The organism is Petrotoga sp. 9T1HF07.CasAA.8.2, assembly GCF_002895585.1.
GTDB lineage: Bacteria > Thermotogota > Thermotogae > Petrotogales > Petrotogaceae > Petrotoga > Petrotoga mobilis.
The window spans coordinates 81,381-96,628 of the sequence record NZ_AZRI01000014.1 but is presented as its reverse complement, the minus strand read 5'-3'; the positions used below and the strand labels follow the sequence as shown (position 1 = coordinate 96,628).

The window sequence follows — 15,248 nt, the reverse complement described above, 5'->3', positions numbered from 1 at the left end:
TTACACCTCCAACCATGATTTTAATTCATCTATAAAATCATATTTTGTCATGAAAACACTTAAAGGGGTTACAGCAACATAACCTTGATTTATTACGTTGTAATCTGAATTGTCATCGTTATCATCTTCTATGATATTTCCCAACATCCAATAATAAGAATTCCCAAAAGGATCTTTTCTTTCTTCAAAGTAATCTTGGTATCTTCTTCTACTCTGCTTGGTAATTTTTATCCCCTTCATTTCATCGTAAGGGATTTTTGGGATATTGACATTTAATGTAGTAAATTCTGGCCAATTGTTCAAATCTAATTTTTCCAATATGTTCAAAACAACCTTTGCTCCATCTTCAAAGTTAGGATTGGAAAAGTCAACACATGAAACAGCGATAGAAGGATAACCACCAACAGCGCCTTCCAACGCCGCAGAAACGGTACCAGAATAAAGGACATCTGTTCCAAGATTGGCTCCCCTATTTATACCGGAGATTACCACGTCGAAATGTATGTCTTTATATATCGCATCTAATCCAATTTTAACACAATCGGCAGGTGTTCCATTCACTGCGTGACCAAAGAAAGTATCTCCAAACTTAACTTTTTTAGCCCAAAGAGGGTTTCTCACTGTAATTCCATGCCCTGTTGCACTTCTTTCGATGTCGGGAGCGACAACGTAAACATCATGCTTTTGCTGGAGATACGTTTTTAGCGTGATAATACCTGGAGACATTATTCCATCATCATTTGAAAGTAAAATATTCACAAGCCTTTCTACTCCTTTTTTAAATATATCTATTAATTTGCTTTTTATAATTTTAACATATTTAGATTATAATTCATTAAATACTTAATTAATTTTGCTGTTTTGTGCAAAAAGCTTTGTTCGGAATGCTTTAGAAAGAATATCCTTTTTCTCATTTGCGAAGCAAATGATGTATTTCGCTGATTTGTGTAAAACCCTTTTTCATAATGTTTTAGAAATATTTTCCGATTCTCATTTGCGAAGCTTTTGCCGCTCTGTGCAAAACGTTTTTTTGTAATGCTTTTGAAACAGCATCCTTATTCTCATTTGCGAAGCAAAGGATGCATGCAAATGATGTACACAAATCTGGTATAATAAATATAAAAGGCAATATTTTACATAAGGAGACCAATTTTGAAAGTTTTAGGTGTAGTTGTTGAATACAATCCCTTTCATAATGGACACCTTCATCATTTGAGAGAAGCTAAAACTTTAATTAATCCTGATTACACTATCGCTGTGATGAGTGGGAATTTTGTCCAAAGAGGTGAACCTGCAATCTTGGATAAGTTTTCGCGTGCAGAAGTTGCGGTAAATATGGGAGTAGACATCGTCTTCGAATTGCCTTTTGTCTATTGTATACAAGATGCGAGTGGCTTCGCTACGGGGTCCATTGGTGTATTAGAGAGAACGAACGTTGTTACAGATATAGTTTTTGGAAGTGAATCGAGTAATTTAGAAGTTTTGGATAAAATATCGAGTATTTTATATGAACAACCCAAAACTTTTAAAAAGTTACTCAACAAGAATTTAAAAAAAGGTTTATCTTTTCCGAACGCTCGAAAGTTTGCCTTAGTCGAGTATTTAGAATCTTCAAATTACGAACACAACGTGATAGACATATTAGAACAATCAAACGATATCTTAGGTTTAGAGTATTTAAATGCCCTAAAATTATATGGTTCAAAGATCGTACCACATACTATTCAAAGAATAAAGGCGGAATATAATCAAAAAGAATTCACGGGTGAAATTTCCAGTGCCACTGCAATACGAAATCTTATAGAAAAAAACGATATGAACAAAGTTAGACAGGGGGTTCCATCCCTTTCATATGAAGTTCTTCTTAGGGAGATTGAGAAAGGTAAGGCTCCAATCATGTTTGAAGATATGAGAGATATGATTTTAGGTAAGCTGCGAATGATGAAAAAAGAAGAATTAATACAAATAGACGGTGTAAAAGAAGGATTAGAAACTAGATATTCAAAATTTTCGAAAATAAGTTCCAACCTCACAGAATTAGTAAACCACGTCAAGACGAAAAGGTTTACGTTGACGCGAGTAAAAAGAACGCTTTTAAAGATTTTTTTTGATTTAAAAGAAAGAGACGTGAAATTATACAACAATCACGGACCACAGTACTTAAGGGTTTTAGCCTTCACAGAGAAGGGGCAAGAGTTACTTGGTAAAATGAAAGATCTTTCTGCTTATCCAATTATTACTACCCCATCGACATACAGAAAAATATATAATAGATTAAACGACAATTTATTATCAAGCAAAAAAAGGTATCAAAGTATTCCTGAAATCTATTTAAATCAGATTGAATACGATTTTTTGGCAAGTAATATTTACACCCTATTATTCAAAAACAGGGATTTATCTTCATATGAACCTGATAAAAAGCAAAGGGTTATAATTTTATAATCAAAACATTTCGTTTTCGGAGGTTCTTCAATGGAAAAGATTCTTGTTATCGATTATGGTTCTCAGTACACTCAGCTTCTCGCAAAAAGGATTAGAGATCTGGGGGTATTTTCAGAAGTAATTCAATATGACGATAATATATCCCTTAGCAATGTGAAAGGCATAATCTTATCCGGTGGACCTGACAGCGTTTATGATATCGATGCACCCGATATATCAGATGAAATTTTGAACGCTGAACTACCTATTTTAGGTATTTGTTATGGAATGCAACTTATAGCGAAGAAACTTGGCGGGAAGGTTGAACAAAGAGGTATAGCTGAGTATGGAAAAACGAAGATTAACATAACCGATCAATCCCTCTTGTTTAAAAAGATTCCCAGTACGTTTAACGTTTGGATGAGCCACAAGGATATGGTAACTAAAGTTCCTGAGAAATTTAAAATTACTTCTCTCACCTCAAACAATATCATCTCTTCTTTTGAAAACGAATCAGAAAATATATACTGCATCCAATTTCACCCCGAAGTTAGACATACTGAATTTGGAATTGATATATTGAAAAATTTCATTCAGGGTATATGTGGTTTGAAAGGTTCTTGGACCTTGATGGATTTTGTTGAAAATAAGATAAAAGAAATAAAAGATACAATAGGTGATAAAAAGGCAATTATAGCTTTATCAGGTGGAGTAGATTCATCGGTTGCCGCTGTACTAACCCACAGGGCTATTGGCAACAACCTGAAAGCTATCTTTGTAAACCATGGTTTTTTGAGAATGAACGAAGTTGAAGAAGTTGAAAGCACGTTCAGAGATTATATGGGTTTGAATTTGACAACAGTAGACGCCCAGGAGCGATTTTTAAGCAAATTAAAAGGGGTCACCGATCCCGAACAAAAACGTAAGATCATAGGGGAAGAGTTTATAAGGGTTTTTGAGCAAGAAGCAAAAAAAGAAGAAGGTTGCGAGTATTTAATACAGGGAACAATATATTCAGATGTCATAGAAAGTGCAAAATCCGGGAAAAAGACATTCAAGATAAAGAGCCATCACAACGTGGGAGGGCTTCCAGAGGATATAGATTTAAAAATAGTGGAACCACTTAAAGAACTTTTCAAAGACGAAGTTAGAAGCGTCGGAGAAATCTTAGGTCTCCCAAGAGAGATACTGTACAGGCATCCATTTCCAGGACCGGGATTGGCGATTCGAATCATGGGAGAAATAAACGATGAAAAACTCACCATTTTAAAAAAGGTAGACAATATTTTTATAAACACCCTTAAAGAAACAGGCTGGTACGATAAAGTATGGCAGGCTTTCGCTGTTTTAATACCGGTAAAAACAGTTGGTATAACTGGGGATAAAAGAAGTTATGGCTATGTGGCAGCTTTAAGATCCGTTGATAGTGTGGAAGGAATGACTGCAGATTGGTCTAAGGTTCCCTTTGAAATTTTGGACTTAGTTTCCAGCAGAATAACCAACGAAGTTGAAGAAATTACAAGAGTGGTTTACGATATTTCATCAAAACCCCCTGCTACAATAGAATGGGAATAATTGGAGGTGTTTGAGTTTTGGATATTTATTTAGTAAGACATGGAGCTACACTTTGGAACAAAATGGGAATTTGGCAAGGCCAAAGAGACGTAGAGCTTGATGAAGAAGGAATTAGTCAGGCGAAGGCAACCGCAGAAAGATTTAAAGATATGAAAATAGATGCAATGTATACATCCGCTCTAAAAAGAGCTATTAAAACGGGAGAAATCATCAATCAATACCACAATTTGCAAATAGTAAAAGATCCTGATTTGAACGAATGTAATATAGGAAGTTGGGATGGGAAAAAGTTAGAAGAGATACTTCTTAATTACAAAGAAGAATTAGAATATTGGCATAAAGATATCTGGGCATTGGTGGAAGGTGTTGAGGCTTTAGGTGATGTTCAAAGAAGAGCGGTAAGGGCAATAAAAAGGATAGTTAAGGAGCATAACTTAGAGGATAGAATAGTGGTAGTTGCACATGGTTTAACCATTAGGACCATTATTTCATGGATTCTCAATATTCCACTTAATCAACACACTTCTTTTAGAGTTGACAATACGTCTGTCTCACACGTTATATATGAAGGAGATTATAGATACGTTTTAGCTTCTTTAAACGAAACGTGGCATCTCGAATATTATGGGCTAGAAACCTATCTCACTCCAGAAGAAAAGGAGATCGATTAAGATAACAGAAGAAAGTCTTTTTGAACGAGAATTGAATGTCTATTTTCTACCGAATGAGAATATAAAAAATCATCAGATCTATGTCCTTATCGATCTTTTAAGGGCTACTTCTAGCATATCAGCATTACTACATTGTGGTGCTGAAGAAATTTTTGTAACAGACGACATCAACATGGCAAAAGAATTGAAAAATATGGGATATTTACTCGCTGGAGAACGAGGGGCTATAAAGTTAGAAGGTTTTGATTTTGGCAATTCTCCGTTGGAATTTTTAAATAATTCTGATAAAATAAGGAAAAAATCGATTGTACTAACCACTTCCAACGGATCTAAAGCTATGAAAAAAATAAACGAACTTGGGGATACGATTGCCCTTTCGTTGCTAAATTTCTCTTCTGTCGTAGATTTCATAATACAGAGGGATTTTCAAAATATTGGCATAGTGTGCTCTGGTACCAATGGGGTCGTTTCTTTAGAAGATTCATATTTAGCTGGATTATTTGTTCAAAGAATCATCGAAAAGCAAACTTACCACTTGAACGATGGCGCAAAAGTATCTTTAAATTTAACAAATAGCAAGAGAAGTTTAATTATGAATTCCGATCATGCCAAAAGGCTTAAAAACCTTGGGCTCAAAGATGATCTGGAATTTTGTTTCAACATGGATTTGTTTCAAGTAGTACCTTTTTCAAAACAAAACAGTTATACGTTCAAAAATTTAATTACAATTTAGCTCATACATCAAAATAGGAGTGATTTAGATGGAAAACACTACTGCTCGTCAGACAACCCTAAGAAGAGTCGCAAGATCGCCTGTATATATAGCATTGGGTGTTGTTATTTTTTCTTTTTTGGTTCATGGTATTGGCAATCCAATGCTGGGAACAATAATCTTACCGTTGCATTTTGTTGCTTTAATGGCTGGTATCATGGAAGGGGCAACGATTGGATTACTTGTAGGGGCTTTGATGCCTGTTTTAAATTTCTTGCTTTTTGGTATGCCACCATTCCCTGTTTTTATATTTATGACTATAGAAGTTGCAACCTACGGTTTTATATCAGGACTTTTAAATAAGAAAAACATATATTTTAATCTTATAGTATCAATGTTGATAGGTAGAGGTGTATATATGATAGCTTATTACACCATAGGACTAATACTTAACATAAACCTTAGTCCTTTAACTTCAATTTTGATGAGTTATGTGTTCGGGATTCCAGGTATAATTCTTCAACTGTTATTTATACCGATGATTGTGAAAAGAATGCCGTTTTCTGTTAGAGCAGATAGAGGAGCGAAAAGGTAAAGACTCCTATGATTTTCTGGGTTTGGGTCAAAATAATAAAACCTTTTCCTTATGGGTGGGGAGCGGGGCGAAGGGGTGCTTAAAAGGGTCTTAGAATTCTTCAAGGGACTATAAAAAAAATAAAGGCGGAGGAGTTTAATGTCGTTAACAGTAAAAAGTTGTTATGCCATACGTGGTTTGTATGAAATGTATAAACTTCAAAACAGAAACGAAGATGAGAAAAACAACAAAATCTCAATAGCGAAGATTGCTGAAAGTTCTGGTATTTCTCAAGAATTTTTGGCAAAGATATTTGCCGAGTTAAAAAAAGCCAATATAGTTTCTTCGGAAAAAGGTAAATTTGGAGGGTTTTATTTTACAAAAGCACCTGAAGAAATCGTCCTTTCGGAAATTGTAGAGGTCTTAGAAGTGCCGTTGAACTCGTATGATTGTATTTCCGAGGGTGAATGTGAAAATCAAAAAAATTGTCCTGTCGAATTTGTCTGGAAAAGGGTACAAAATGCAATATTCAATGAACTATCTAAAATTACGTTAAAAGACGTGATAGAATACGGTGAGAAGAAGGAAGCTTTAGCATCTAAAAGTCAATAATATTATTATTTAAACTTCATATTGATAATTTTGTTGTAAGCTCCTAAGTATTCTGAGATTTTCTGAGTAGCGTCCACGGCATTTTGTAGAATTTGTTCTTTCTCTAAATTATTCAAAATTCCGTCTATTAAGACTGTATCAAACACGTCACCCATACCGATTTCATATGAAGCCTTTTGGCCAGATAATGCTACTATTTTTTCACCCCATTTGGCCCCTTTTTCTCCCATCTTCACAACATCACAGGTAAACAGAAAATTTTCACACTCTTTTTCGTTACCAATAAAAAACACATTTTCACACCTTTTATCTATTAACTTTGGCCTGGGACCTATATCAAAAAAGATTTTTTTGTAATTCAGAAAAATATCGCTGTTTATTATTCGTTCATTAGTTTCGGTAGTGATGAAGAGATACTCTGATTTATTCTTTGGTATAAACAAATCTAAATCATTTATTCTTCTATCTATTGCAATTGGTTTTTCATTTAATGTAATAAAAGTAGCAGTGTTTTTATCAACCATCTTTATCCATTCAACATTAACAGAATGAAAGGATAGTTTTTCCAACAAGTACTCTCCAACGAAATCTTTTCCCACATTACCGAACATCCTCACATTATGGCCTAATTGAGAAAGACCGATAGCCACATTTAGTGCCGATCCTCCCGGAAGTTGTAAAATTTCAGAATTGTGAAAACCATCATTTTTAAGTATATAAATGTCTAAAAAAATCCCACCGATTACGTCGATAGTAGCCATTTTTCACACCTTATTTGAATAAAATTTGAGGGACTTTTTTTATCGGATGTTTTATAATATAAGCATCCATTTCAAAGATTTCCCCCATGATGGATTCAGTTAACACCTCCGCCGGTGTACCTGAATATTTAACAGTTCCATCCTTCATAATGATTATTTTATCGGAGAATAATGCAGCATTGTTCACATCATGAAATACTGCTAGGACCGTTTTCTTTTCTTTGGTGACCATTTCCTTAACTAATTTCAAAAGACTTTGGGTATAACCTGGGTCTAAATGCGAAGAGAATTCATCCAAAAGCAATATGGGAGTTCTTTGGGCAATTGCTCGAGCTATCATAACTTTTTGCTTTTCTCCTCCAGACATAGATGAAAATGGCTTGTTCTTATAATTTATTAGTCCAACAGTTTGAAGGGCTTCATCGATAATCCTCTTGTCCTGTTCGGATTCAAAAAAGCTTATTCTCTTTGAGAAAGGTATTCTTGACGTTGAAACGATACTTTCCAAATCGTAATCGAAAGCGGTGTTGAATTCTTGGGGTACAACTGCTACCTTCTTAGATAGTTCTTTGTTAGAATAATTCTTTAATTCACTATCGTTTAGTATTATTTCTCCTTTGTAATTTCTGATGATCCCTGAAAGAATCTTGATCAGAGTACTTTTACCCGCTCCATTGGGACCAATTATAGAAATAATATCTCCTTTTATTATTTTTAAATCATCGATTTTCAAAAAAAAGCCATTTCCATAAGTGAAACGGACGTTGTTAAATGTTATCATATTTTCTCTTTTCTCCTCATTACAAAAATGAAAATTGGAGCACCTACTATTGAGGTCACTACACCGATAGGAAGTTCTGTTGGAGCAAATAGTGTTCTGGAAACAAAATCGGCAGACATTAAAAACATTCCTCCAATGAAGAGTGAATACAAATTTGAAACAAACGAGTACGGCCCTTTAATCATTCGAACTATATGAGGGATAATAAGTCCTACAAAACCAATTATTCCTACCTGCGACACAGTAAAAGATACTGCAAAAACGTTTATTACAATCAAAAAAAGCTTCAATCTATCGGGGTTTATCCCTGAGAATACAGCCATGTCATCCCCCATAGAAAGGACGTTCAGTTGTTTAGAAAATAATAAAACTAAAATAAATTGAAAGATAAGTGTAAAAATAAATTTAAAATTGTCGCTCCAAATTAAATCTGCTGTACTTCCCATCAACCATGTATTGACGTGAATTAAGTTTCCCCAATACATCACGGTAAAAAGTGTTGTAAAAGAATTAAACAAAAAACTAATTATCACCCCGCTTAGTATTAGAGATAAAACAGGGAGTTTTTTACCCTGTCGAGCCAATATTAAAACAATAAATGTCGCTAAGATACCAAAAAGAAAAGAAAAAGTTTCCAGTCCGAGAAAAAGAGAAAGACCATAAATACTGCTCAACGCGGTGTATAACACAGCACCAAAGCTTGCCCCTGACGAGATTCCTAAAATGTATGGATCTGCGAGGGGATTTTGTACTACCAATTGTAAAACATTCCCGGAAACTGCTAATATGCTTCCAACAAGAAAACTTCCAACCACTCTTGGAAGCCTTATGTTTAAAATCAAATTGTTGTAAATATCGTTGTTGTTTTTAGCTATTAAAGAGGTGAAAATGTCTTTAACGGGAACCTTGACACTCCCAAAGGATGTGAAAAGTAAAATTAATAAAAAGCTCGAGATTATGAGAAATAAAACAAGGGGGAACTCCCCTCGTTTTTTGATCTGTTTCATCTATTTTCACCAAAATACTCGTATAATTGTTCAAGTATATCGATCAATGATGGAGAAGCTTGATGCATTTTGTTACCATCGACCATTACTATTTTTCCTTCTTTAACAGCTTTTACGTTTTTAAACTGTTCGGCATTTAAGATAGTATTTTTAGAGGTTTCGTCGCCTTCATAATACGAGGAAACAATTATTATATCAGGATTTTGAGCAACGACGAATTCAGGTCCAACCAGTAAAAAACCATTGTTCCCAGTATATGGAGCGGCTAAATTTAATCCTCCAGCGTAGGCAATTAACTCATTTATATATGAACCGGTTCCTGCTGTCCAAATTTCAGATACATTATTTTGAACCATTAAATATAAAACTTTTGGTTTATCTTTCCAAGTGAAAGAGTTTTTGGCAATATTTAAAACACTTTGCCTCAGTTCATTTGAAAGAGCCTGGGCTTTTTCTCTTTCCCCCAAAATACTGCCAATTAATACAATTTCCCTGTAAATATCGTTGAAACTCACTGGATTAATCACCAACGATTTAATATTGTACCTTTCCAACCTACTAATCTCAGGCTCTTGAAATCCTCCGGTTAAAAATACAACATCAGGACTTAAAGAAACTATTTTCTCCAGGTTTAAAGGTACTAAATTACCAATTTTCTCGGCATCAATGTTAATATCCCAATCTGTAACGCCCACAACTTTGTCCTCTAAACCTAGATATTTGATGTAATCAGATACAGCTGGTGCGGCGGAAATAACCCTGTTGACCTCCTCTTCAAAAGGAACTAATCTTCCAAGGTCGTCCACCAATAAATACTCAGCGCTCAAAACAACCGACAACAAAACTGTAAAAAAAGTAAATAACACCTTCCTCATACCAAATGGCCTCCTTGTATAAATTAGCGCCATTTAAACATTTTTTCTATCTCTTTGGCGCGAAGAGATAGAAAAAACAGCATTATTCAGGTCTCCCGACTTTCGGATCACTCTACTCCTTACGCCTTCCCGGATCTCTCCAGTGGCTTTTTGTAAGTTTCGTCCCCGATTACGGTGGCGCGACCGTAACGGATTTTCACCGTTTTCCCTTAAAATAATGCAGTAAATATTAACTTCATTACTTGCCGTGAGGCTGTTTCCTTACTTGCCGTGAGGCTGTTTCTTCTATCAATTATATCATTTAGATATTCTTTTTTCAATTTTTTCTTTGACATTATTAAAATTTATGATAGAATAAATATATATAGCCTGTCCACAAAGGAGGAGCCAAGACATGGAAGTGTTGAAAGTCAGTCATTCATCTGCACCGAACAAAGTTGCTGGAGCTATAGCAGGAGTTCTGTCAAAAACAGACGAGGTTGAGCTACAAGCTATTGGAGCTGGAGCGGTTAATCAAGCAGTGAAGGCTATTGCCATTGCAAAGAGATTTATCGAGGCTAAAGGCAAGGAGATATACGTTATCCCTGGTTTTGTGGAGGTTGAAGTAGGTTCAGAAAAAAGAACTGGTATTAAGTTTAAAGTCGTTGCAAGGGTTTCTGAAAGTATTTCCCCAGAAGAATATTCTCAACAGTAAAAATGAATGAAAATGAGAAAGCAATATTGGAAATCATTGAAGCGTGTTCACAAAACACGCACCTTTTTGATATAATAAAAGACATTACAAAATTGAATAATGATGAAAGGTACAAATTGAGAAGAAAGGCGTCTCAAGTGCTTAATAAGAACAATGGAATAGACAAAGAGGCTATAAAATTTTACTATGTAGTCACTGAACAAGGTGTTGCAGAAGAAATTTTAAGGAGGATCCAATCTAGTGAAACCAAAACCTAAAACAGTAGGTGGACAAGCGGTTATCGAAGGCGTAATGATGAAAGGAATAAATACCGTAGTCGCGGTAAAAAGAAAAGACGGAAGTATTGCAGTTAAAAGATTAAAGGATAACTCATGGGGAATTTGGGAAAAAATACCCATTATAAGAGGTTTTTTTGTATTGCTACATTCAATGATAATTGGTATGAACGCATTATCTTATTCGGCTAAAGTATCTGGAGAAGAAGATGAAGAATTAACTACAAAAGATATGGTTATCGCCATATTGCTTGCGGTTGCAGTTGCAACATTAGGGTTTGGTGTTTTACCTGTATTTTTAACCAGACCTTTCAATATTAAATCTGAATTTTGGTTTGCATTTGTTGAAGGTTTTATAAGAGCGTTTTTGGTTGTCGCCTACATCTGGGGTATTTCTTTCATGAAAGATATAAAAAGGGTTTTTCAGTACCACGGAGCCGAACACAAAAGTGTATATACCTACGAAAACAACGAACCTTTAGAGGTCAAATACGCCCGAAAATACACAACTTTACATCCTCGATGTGGTACTAGTTTCTTGATAATTACAGTTTTTGCTTCGATTATTGTTTTTGCCATAACGGGAGGATTAGGCTTCAATTCAACTTTACAGAAAGTAATATCTAGAATAGTGCTTCTTCCATTAGTTGCAGGCTTAGCTTACGAATTTCAAAGGTTCACCGCAAAAATCATCGACACAAAAATAGGAAAAATTCTTGCCTATCCGGGTTTGTTGCTTCAAAAAATTACTACCAAGGAACCTGAAAAAGAACAATTGGAAATAGGGCTCATATCTTTAGAATATGCCCTCAAAGAAAATTTTGATGGGGAAATACTTTTAGATAAACATGGAAACCTACTTGAAAATCGAGGTACCGAAAGCAAAGTCTTAGCTCCAGGCGTAACTTCTTTCAAAGTCGATTCTTAATGTCTTAAAATAAATTGCTTGGCTTTTAAAAAGTTTTATCGTGTTTGATAATTTTTTATATTATATTTTCTGAATTACGATTGAACTTCTTTTAGATTCTCCCAAGAACGTTTATTGTTCTCCTCACAATACTATTTTTGATTTTAACCCTTTTTGCTTTTGAGGGATTACTTCATTCTTATGTTGTGGTATCCACACAAAATTCATTAATATATTATGATCTGTATGTTATATTCTTACTCTAGAAGTCAAATGCCTACATTTATAAAGGATAATTTGTGGGTTGAGCTTCGCAATGAAAGGGTAAAACTACTTTCCTTAGAAGGGTAGGCTGCGTTTGCTGCAGTGTGCAAAAAATGTTTTTAAATGATTGTGACCTTGATTTGGGGTTTTTAAGGGGGTTCCCCTTAACGATCGGCGCTAAAAAAAGAAAAAATCTACTTTTAAAACGGTTAAATAGCACAGCCAAAACTAAAGGTAATAAGGAGGATTCACATGGATGAAAATACTAACAATTTAGTATCAAAGAAACAAAGTAGGGATAATATCCAAGCCATTGAAATTAATATGGCTAAATTAAACGAAATGACCAGAAAAGAATTATACGAATTAGCTCGTAAACTCGAAATATCAAATTATTCCAAGATGACAAAAAGCGAATTAAAGTTTGCTATTTTAAGAAAGCAAACTGAATCAATCGGATACTTCTTCTATGAAGGAATTTTGGAAGTATTGCCGGATGGTTACGGTTTCTTGAGAAGCGTAGACAACTCGTTGTTGCCTGGAACCGATGATATATATGTTTCTCAATCACAGATTAGAAAATTCAACCTTTTCACGGGAGACATAATAGCTGGTCAAATAAGACCTCCAAAAGAAGGTGAAAGATTTTTTGCCTTATTAAGAGTAGAAGCGGTAAATTCTTTACCTCCCGAAAACGCTCGGGATAGAGTCTCTTTCGAAAATTTGACTCCCGAGTATCCCAAAACCAGAATGGTTTTGGAACATAAAAACGCACCATACAGTTCCAGAATTATTGATCTATTCTCTCCTATAGGTTTTGGGCAAAGAGGTTTAATAGTTGCTCCTCCTAAGGCTGGTAAAACCACGCTGTTAAAAGATATTGCTAACTCCATTGCTGAAAATTACCCCGATACTAGAAGGTACATACTTTTAATAGACGAACGACCTGAAGAGGTAACGGATATTCGTGATACAGTAGATGCTAACGTCATAGCAGCACCGTTCGATATGGACCCAGAAAATCAAATAAGAATCGCAGAAATGGCTTTGGAACATTTTAAGAGGTTGGTTGAGTTTGGCCACGATGTAGTTGTCCTTGTTGATAGTTTGACGAGAGTTGCACGTGAATACAACCTTTATGTACCATCCAGTGGGAAATTGCTGAGTGGAGGTCTTGACCCTGCCGCTGTAATTTTCCCAAAGAAATTTTTTGGTGCTGCAAGAAAGATTAGAGAAGGCGGTAGTCTTACTATTTTAGCCACTGCATTAATAGAAACAGGATCGAAGATGGATGAAGTGATATTTGAAGAATTTAAAGGTACAGGAAATATGGAACTGGTGTTAGCTAGAGAAATGTCTAATGAGAGAATATTTCCTGCCATAAACTTAAAATTATCGGGTACCCGAAAAGAAGAATTGTTATATAGTCCTGATGAGATGAAAAATACAATCATTCTAAGAAAGTTCATTAACGATATGTCCCCAAAAGAAGCCTTGGAATTCATCTTGAGTTTATTACGAAAGCATAAAACTAATGATGAAATAATGGAAGCGATAGAAAATCAAAAAGCTTTGTGAACTGTGATATAATTTGTTTATGAAAATATATCATAGATACTACATGCCAAACACTTATAACTATAAAACTTTATATCTGATTCACGGTCTCGGAGAATATTCTGGAAGATACGTGAATTTCATTAAGCAATTAAATGAAAAAGGGATTGCTGTGTATACCTTTGATCTTCCCGGGCACGGTTATACTTCTGGGAAAAAAGGTGATATAGAGAATTTTTACGAAGTTTATTCTTTTTTGGAAAATTATGTTCAAGAAGAATATATTCTATTCGGACACTCTCTTGGTGGGTTGGTCGCCACAAGATTTGTTGAAATAACAGAGAAAAAACCGAAAAAACTTATACTTTCTTCTCCTGCCTTGGGTGATATTAAACAACTGAGTTGGCTTTTAAACCTTTTCTCAATATTTCCTACCCTTTCCTTTTCAAATCGGATAAATCCTTATGATCTATCGACGGATGAAAAAGCTTGTGAATTTTATGAAAAAGATCCCCTGGTACACGATAAAATAACTGTTCGAACTGCTCGACAAATGTTTGACGAAGCTGATATTGCATTGAATGAAATCGAAAAGGTTGATATTCCCACATTGTTGCTTTTTGGAGAGGAAGATAAAATAGTCAACATCGAAGAGTATAAGAAGATAAAGAATTCAAACATTTCCAAAATTTCTTTTTCCAAAGGTAAACATGAGTTATTTGAATGCATTTACAATAAAAATAAATTTTATGATAAGATTTTCGAATTTTTAAAATAGAGATAAATTCTTTAGAAATAAAAATTGGGTGGGGGTTTGCTGCAGTATGCAAACAATGTTTTTAAATGATTTGACCTTGATTTGGGGTTTTTAAGGGGGTTCCCCTTAACGATCGGGCAAAGGGGCGCTAACATAATTTTAGAGTATATAAAATAGAGATACCAGGAGGTAAAAATCTTAATGATAGATAACACAAAAAATGATGAAACTAAAGTATTAAAAATACTGCAAGACACCGGGGCCTTTTTAAAGGGGCACTTTTTATTATCTTCCGGATTACATTCAGACACATATATTCAATGTGCAAAAGTTCTTAAATATCCAGAGTATTCGGAACTTCTTGGCAAATTAATTGCTGATAAAGTAGCCTCAAAAATAGACTACGTTGTTTCCCCCGCATTGGGAGGAATTATCATAGGATACGAAGTGGCGAGAGCTTTAAAAGTCCCATTTTTATTCGCAGAGAGAAATGAAATGGGAAACATGAGTTTACGTAGAGATCAGGTCATCAATAATAACAGCAAAATACTAATAGTAGAAGATGTAATAACTACAGGAAAATCCACACTGGAAGTTGCAAAATTGGTTGAAAGTAACGGAGGATACGTGACTTCATTCGCCTGTATCGTCAATAGATCTGATAAAATTGTTTTAGAAAACAGAGAAATCATATCTCTAGTTAAGATACAAGCTGCTACCTACTCCTCAGAAAACTGCCCTGTATGTATCCAAGGTTTACAATTAGTAAAACCAGGTAGTAGAAAACAATAGAAACAACAAA

At 34.8% G+C, this 15,248-nt stretch carries 17 protein-coding genes and 1 riboswitch; of the genes, 12 read left to right on the top strand and 5 right to left on the bottom strand.

The window, feature by feature from the left end:
* Positions 1–759 (bottom strand): 5'/3'-nucleotidase SurE, encoded by a 759-nt coding sequence (surE, locus tag X925_RS03520; RefSeq protein WP_012207904.1) that lies wholly within the window; start codon positions 757–759, stop codon positions 1–3.
* 393 nt (positions 760–1,152) lie between these two features.
* Between surE and X925_RS03515 the strand changes: the two genes are divergently transcribed.
* From X925_RS03515 to X925_RS03490, 6 genes are all read left to right on the top strand, one after another.
* The gene (locus X925_RS03515; protein ID WP_121959144.1) at positions 1,153–2,445 is read left to right on the top strand and encodes a nucleotidyltransferase; all 1,293 of its coding nucleotides are present in this window, start codon (positions 1,153–1,155) and stop codon (positions 2,443–2,445) included.
* 30 nt (positions 2,446–2,475) lie between these two features.
* On the top strand, positions 2,476–3,999 hold the full coding sequence (gene guaA / locus X925_RS03510; RefSeq protein WP_121959143.1) for a glutamine-hydrolyzing GMP synthase: 1,524 nt from the start codon (positions 2,476–2,478) through the stop codon (positions 3,997–3,999).
* A 17-nt stretch (positions 4,000–4,016) separates the two neighbouring features.
* Entirely contained in the window at positions 4,017–4,670 is a 654-nt protein-coding gene (locus X925_RS03505) for a histidine phosphatase family protein (protein ID WP_012207901.1), read from the top strand.
* Between the two features lie 31 nt (positions 4,671–4,701).
* The gene (locus X925_RS03500) at positions 4,702–5,403 is read left to right on the top strand and encodes a 2-phosphosulfolactate phosphatase (RefSeq protein WP_158245394.1); all 702 of its coding nucleotides are present in this window, start codon (positions 4,702–4,704) and stop codon (positions 5,401–5,403) included.
* A 28-nt stretch (positions 5,404–5,431) separates the two neighbouring features.
* A complete protein-coding gene (locus X925_RS03495) occupies positions 5,432–5,977 on the top strand; it encodes an ECF transporter S component (protein ID WP_121959141.1) in 546 nt (181 codons plus the stop codon).
* A gap of 138 nt (positions 5,978–6,115) precedes the next feature.
* Positions 6,116–6,568, top strand: coding sequence for an Rrf2 family transcriptional regulator (locus tag X925_RS03490; RefSeq protein ID WP_103064773.1), 453 nt, complete (start codon positions 6,116–6,118; stop codon positions 6,566–6,568).
* 5 nt (positions 6,569–6,573) lie between these two features.
* Here the strand turns inward: X925_RS03490 and X925_RS03485 are convergent, their stop codons facing one another.
* From X925_RS03485 to X925_RS03470, 4 genes are read right to left on the bottom strand one after another with little or no spacing between them, the layout of a single operon-like run.
* A complete protein-coding gene (locus X925_RS03485; protein ID WP_103064772.1) occupies positions 6,574–7,329 on the bottom strand; it encodes a PfkB family carbohydrate kinase in 756 nt (251 codons plus the stop codon).
* Between the two features lie 10 nt (positions 7,330–7,339).
* The gene (locus tag X925_RS03480; RefSeq protein WP_103064771.1) at positions 7,340–8,110 is read right to left on the bottom strand and encodes an ABC transporter ATP-binding protein; all 771 of its coding nucleotides are present in this window, start codon (positions 8,108–8,110) and stop codon (positions 7,340–7,342) included.
* Complete coding sequence (locus X925_RS03475; RefSeq protein WP_012207895.1) at positions 8,107–9,117, bottom strand: iron ABC transporter permease; 1,011 nt, start codon at positions 9,115–9,117, stop codon at positions 8,107–8,109. Before X925_RS03475 ends, X925_RS03480 begins: the two co-directional genes overlap by 4 nt.
* Positions 9,114–9,992 carry an ABC transporter substrate-binding protein gene (locus X925_RS03470; RefSeq protein WP_103064770.1) on the bottom strand — a complete coding sequence of 293 codons (879 nt, stop codon included), beginning with the start codon at positions 9,990–9,992 and terminating at the stop codon, positions 9,114–9,116. Before X925_RS03470 ends, X925_RS03475 begins: the two co-directional genes overlap by 4 nt.
* A gap of 67 nt (positions 9,993–10,059) precedes the next feature.
* Positions 10,060–10,225: riboswitch (cobalamin riboswitch) on the bottom strand.
* A 161-nt stretch (positions 10,226–10,386) separates the two neighbouring features.
* Between X925_RS03470 and X925_RS03465 the strand changes: the two genes are divergently transcribed.
* The 6 genes from X925_RS03465 (at position 10,387) to pyrE (ending at position 15,238) form a co-directional block, all read left to right on the top strand.
* Entirely contained in the window at positions 10,387–10,686 is a 300-nt protein-coding gene (locus X925_RS03465) for a stage V sporulation protein S (protein WP_012207893.1), read from the top strand.
* A 2-nt stretch (positions 10,687–10,688) separates the two neighbouring features.
* Positions 10,689–10,943, top strand: a complete 255-nt coding sequence (locus X925_RS03460; protein ID WP_012207892.1) for a hypothetical protein — start codon at positions 10,689–10,691, stop codon at positions 10,941–10,943.
* Entirely contained in the window at positions 10,927–11,889 is a 963-nt protein-coding gene (locus X925_RS03455) for a DUF1385 domain-containing protein (protein ID WP_103064769.1), read from the top strand. The genes X925_RS03460 and X925_RS03455 overlap by 17 nt, the downstream gene beginning before the upstream one ends.
* Before the next feature lie 495 nt (positions 11,890–12,384).
* Positions 12,385–13,710, top strand: a complete 1,326-nt coding sequence (gene rho, locus X925_RS03450) for a transcription termination factor Rho (RefSeq protein WP_012207890.1) — start codon at positions 12,385–12,387, stop codon at positions 13,708–13,710.
* Positions 13,711–13,729: 19 nt separating this feature from the next.
* On the top strand, positions 13,730–14,467 hold the full coding sequence (locus X925_RS03445; protein WP_146026678.1) for an alpha/beta hydrolase: 738 nt from the start codon (positions 13,730–13,732) through the stop codon (positions 14,465–14,467).
* A gap of 180 nt (positions 14,468–14,647) precedes the next feature.
* On the top strand, positions 14,648–15,238 hold the full coding sequence (pyrE, locus tag X925_RS03440) for an orotate phosphoribosyltransferase (protein ID WP_121959140.1): 591 nt from the start codon (positions 14,648–14,650) through the stop codon (positions 15,236–15,238).
* Positions 15,239–15,248 lie beyond the last annotated feature (10 nt).

Bases quoted from the DNA above. Each gene is read 5' to 3' on its own strand.
- guaA (WP_121959143.1), top strand. From the start codon at position 2,476: ATGGAAAAGATTCTTGTTATCGATTATGGTTCTCAGTACACTCAGCTT.
- X925_RS03495 (WP_121959141.1), top strand. From the start codon at position 5,432: ATGGAAAACACTACTGCTCGTCAGACAACCCTAAGAAGAGTCGCAAGA.
- X925_RS03490 (WP_103064773.1), top strand. From the start codon at position 6,116: ATGTCGTTAACAGTAAAAAGTTGTTATGCCATACGTGGTTTGTATGAA.
- X925_RS03485 (WP_103064772.1), bottom strand. From the start codon at position 7,329: ATGGCTACTATCGACGTAATCGGTGGGATTTTTTTAGACATTTATATA.
- X925_RS03480 (WP_103064771.1), bottom strand. From the start codon at position 8,110: ATGATAACATTTAACAACGTCCGTTTCACTTATGGAAATGGCTTTTTT.
- X925_RS03475 (WP_012207895.1), bottom strand. From the start codon at position 9,117: ATGAAACAGATCAAAAAACGAGGGGAGTTCCCCCTTGTTTTATTTCTC.
- X925_RS03470 (WP_103064770.1), bottom strand. From the start codon at position 9,992: ATGAGGAAGGTGTTATTTACTTTTTTTACAGTTTTGTTGTCGGTTGTT.
- X925_RS03465 (WP_012207893.1), top strand. From the start codon at position 10,387: ATGGAAGTGTTGAAAGTCAGTCATTCATCTGCACCGAACAAAGTTGCT.
- X925_RS03460 (WP_012207892.1), top strand. From the start codon at position 10,689: ATGAATGAAAATGAGAAAGCAATATTGGAAATCATTGAAGCGTGTTCA.
- rho (WP_012207890.1), top strand. From the start codon at position 12,385: ATGGATGAAAATACTAACAATTTAGTATCAAAGAAACAAAGTAGGGAT.
- X925_RS03445 (WP_146026678.1), top strand. From the start codon at position 13,730: ATGAAAATATATCATAGATACTACATGCCAAACACTTATAACTATAAA.
- pyrE (WP_121959140.1), top strand. From the start codon at position 14,648: ATGATAGATAACACAAAAAATGATGAAACTAAAGTATTAAAAATACTG.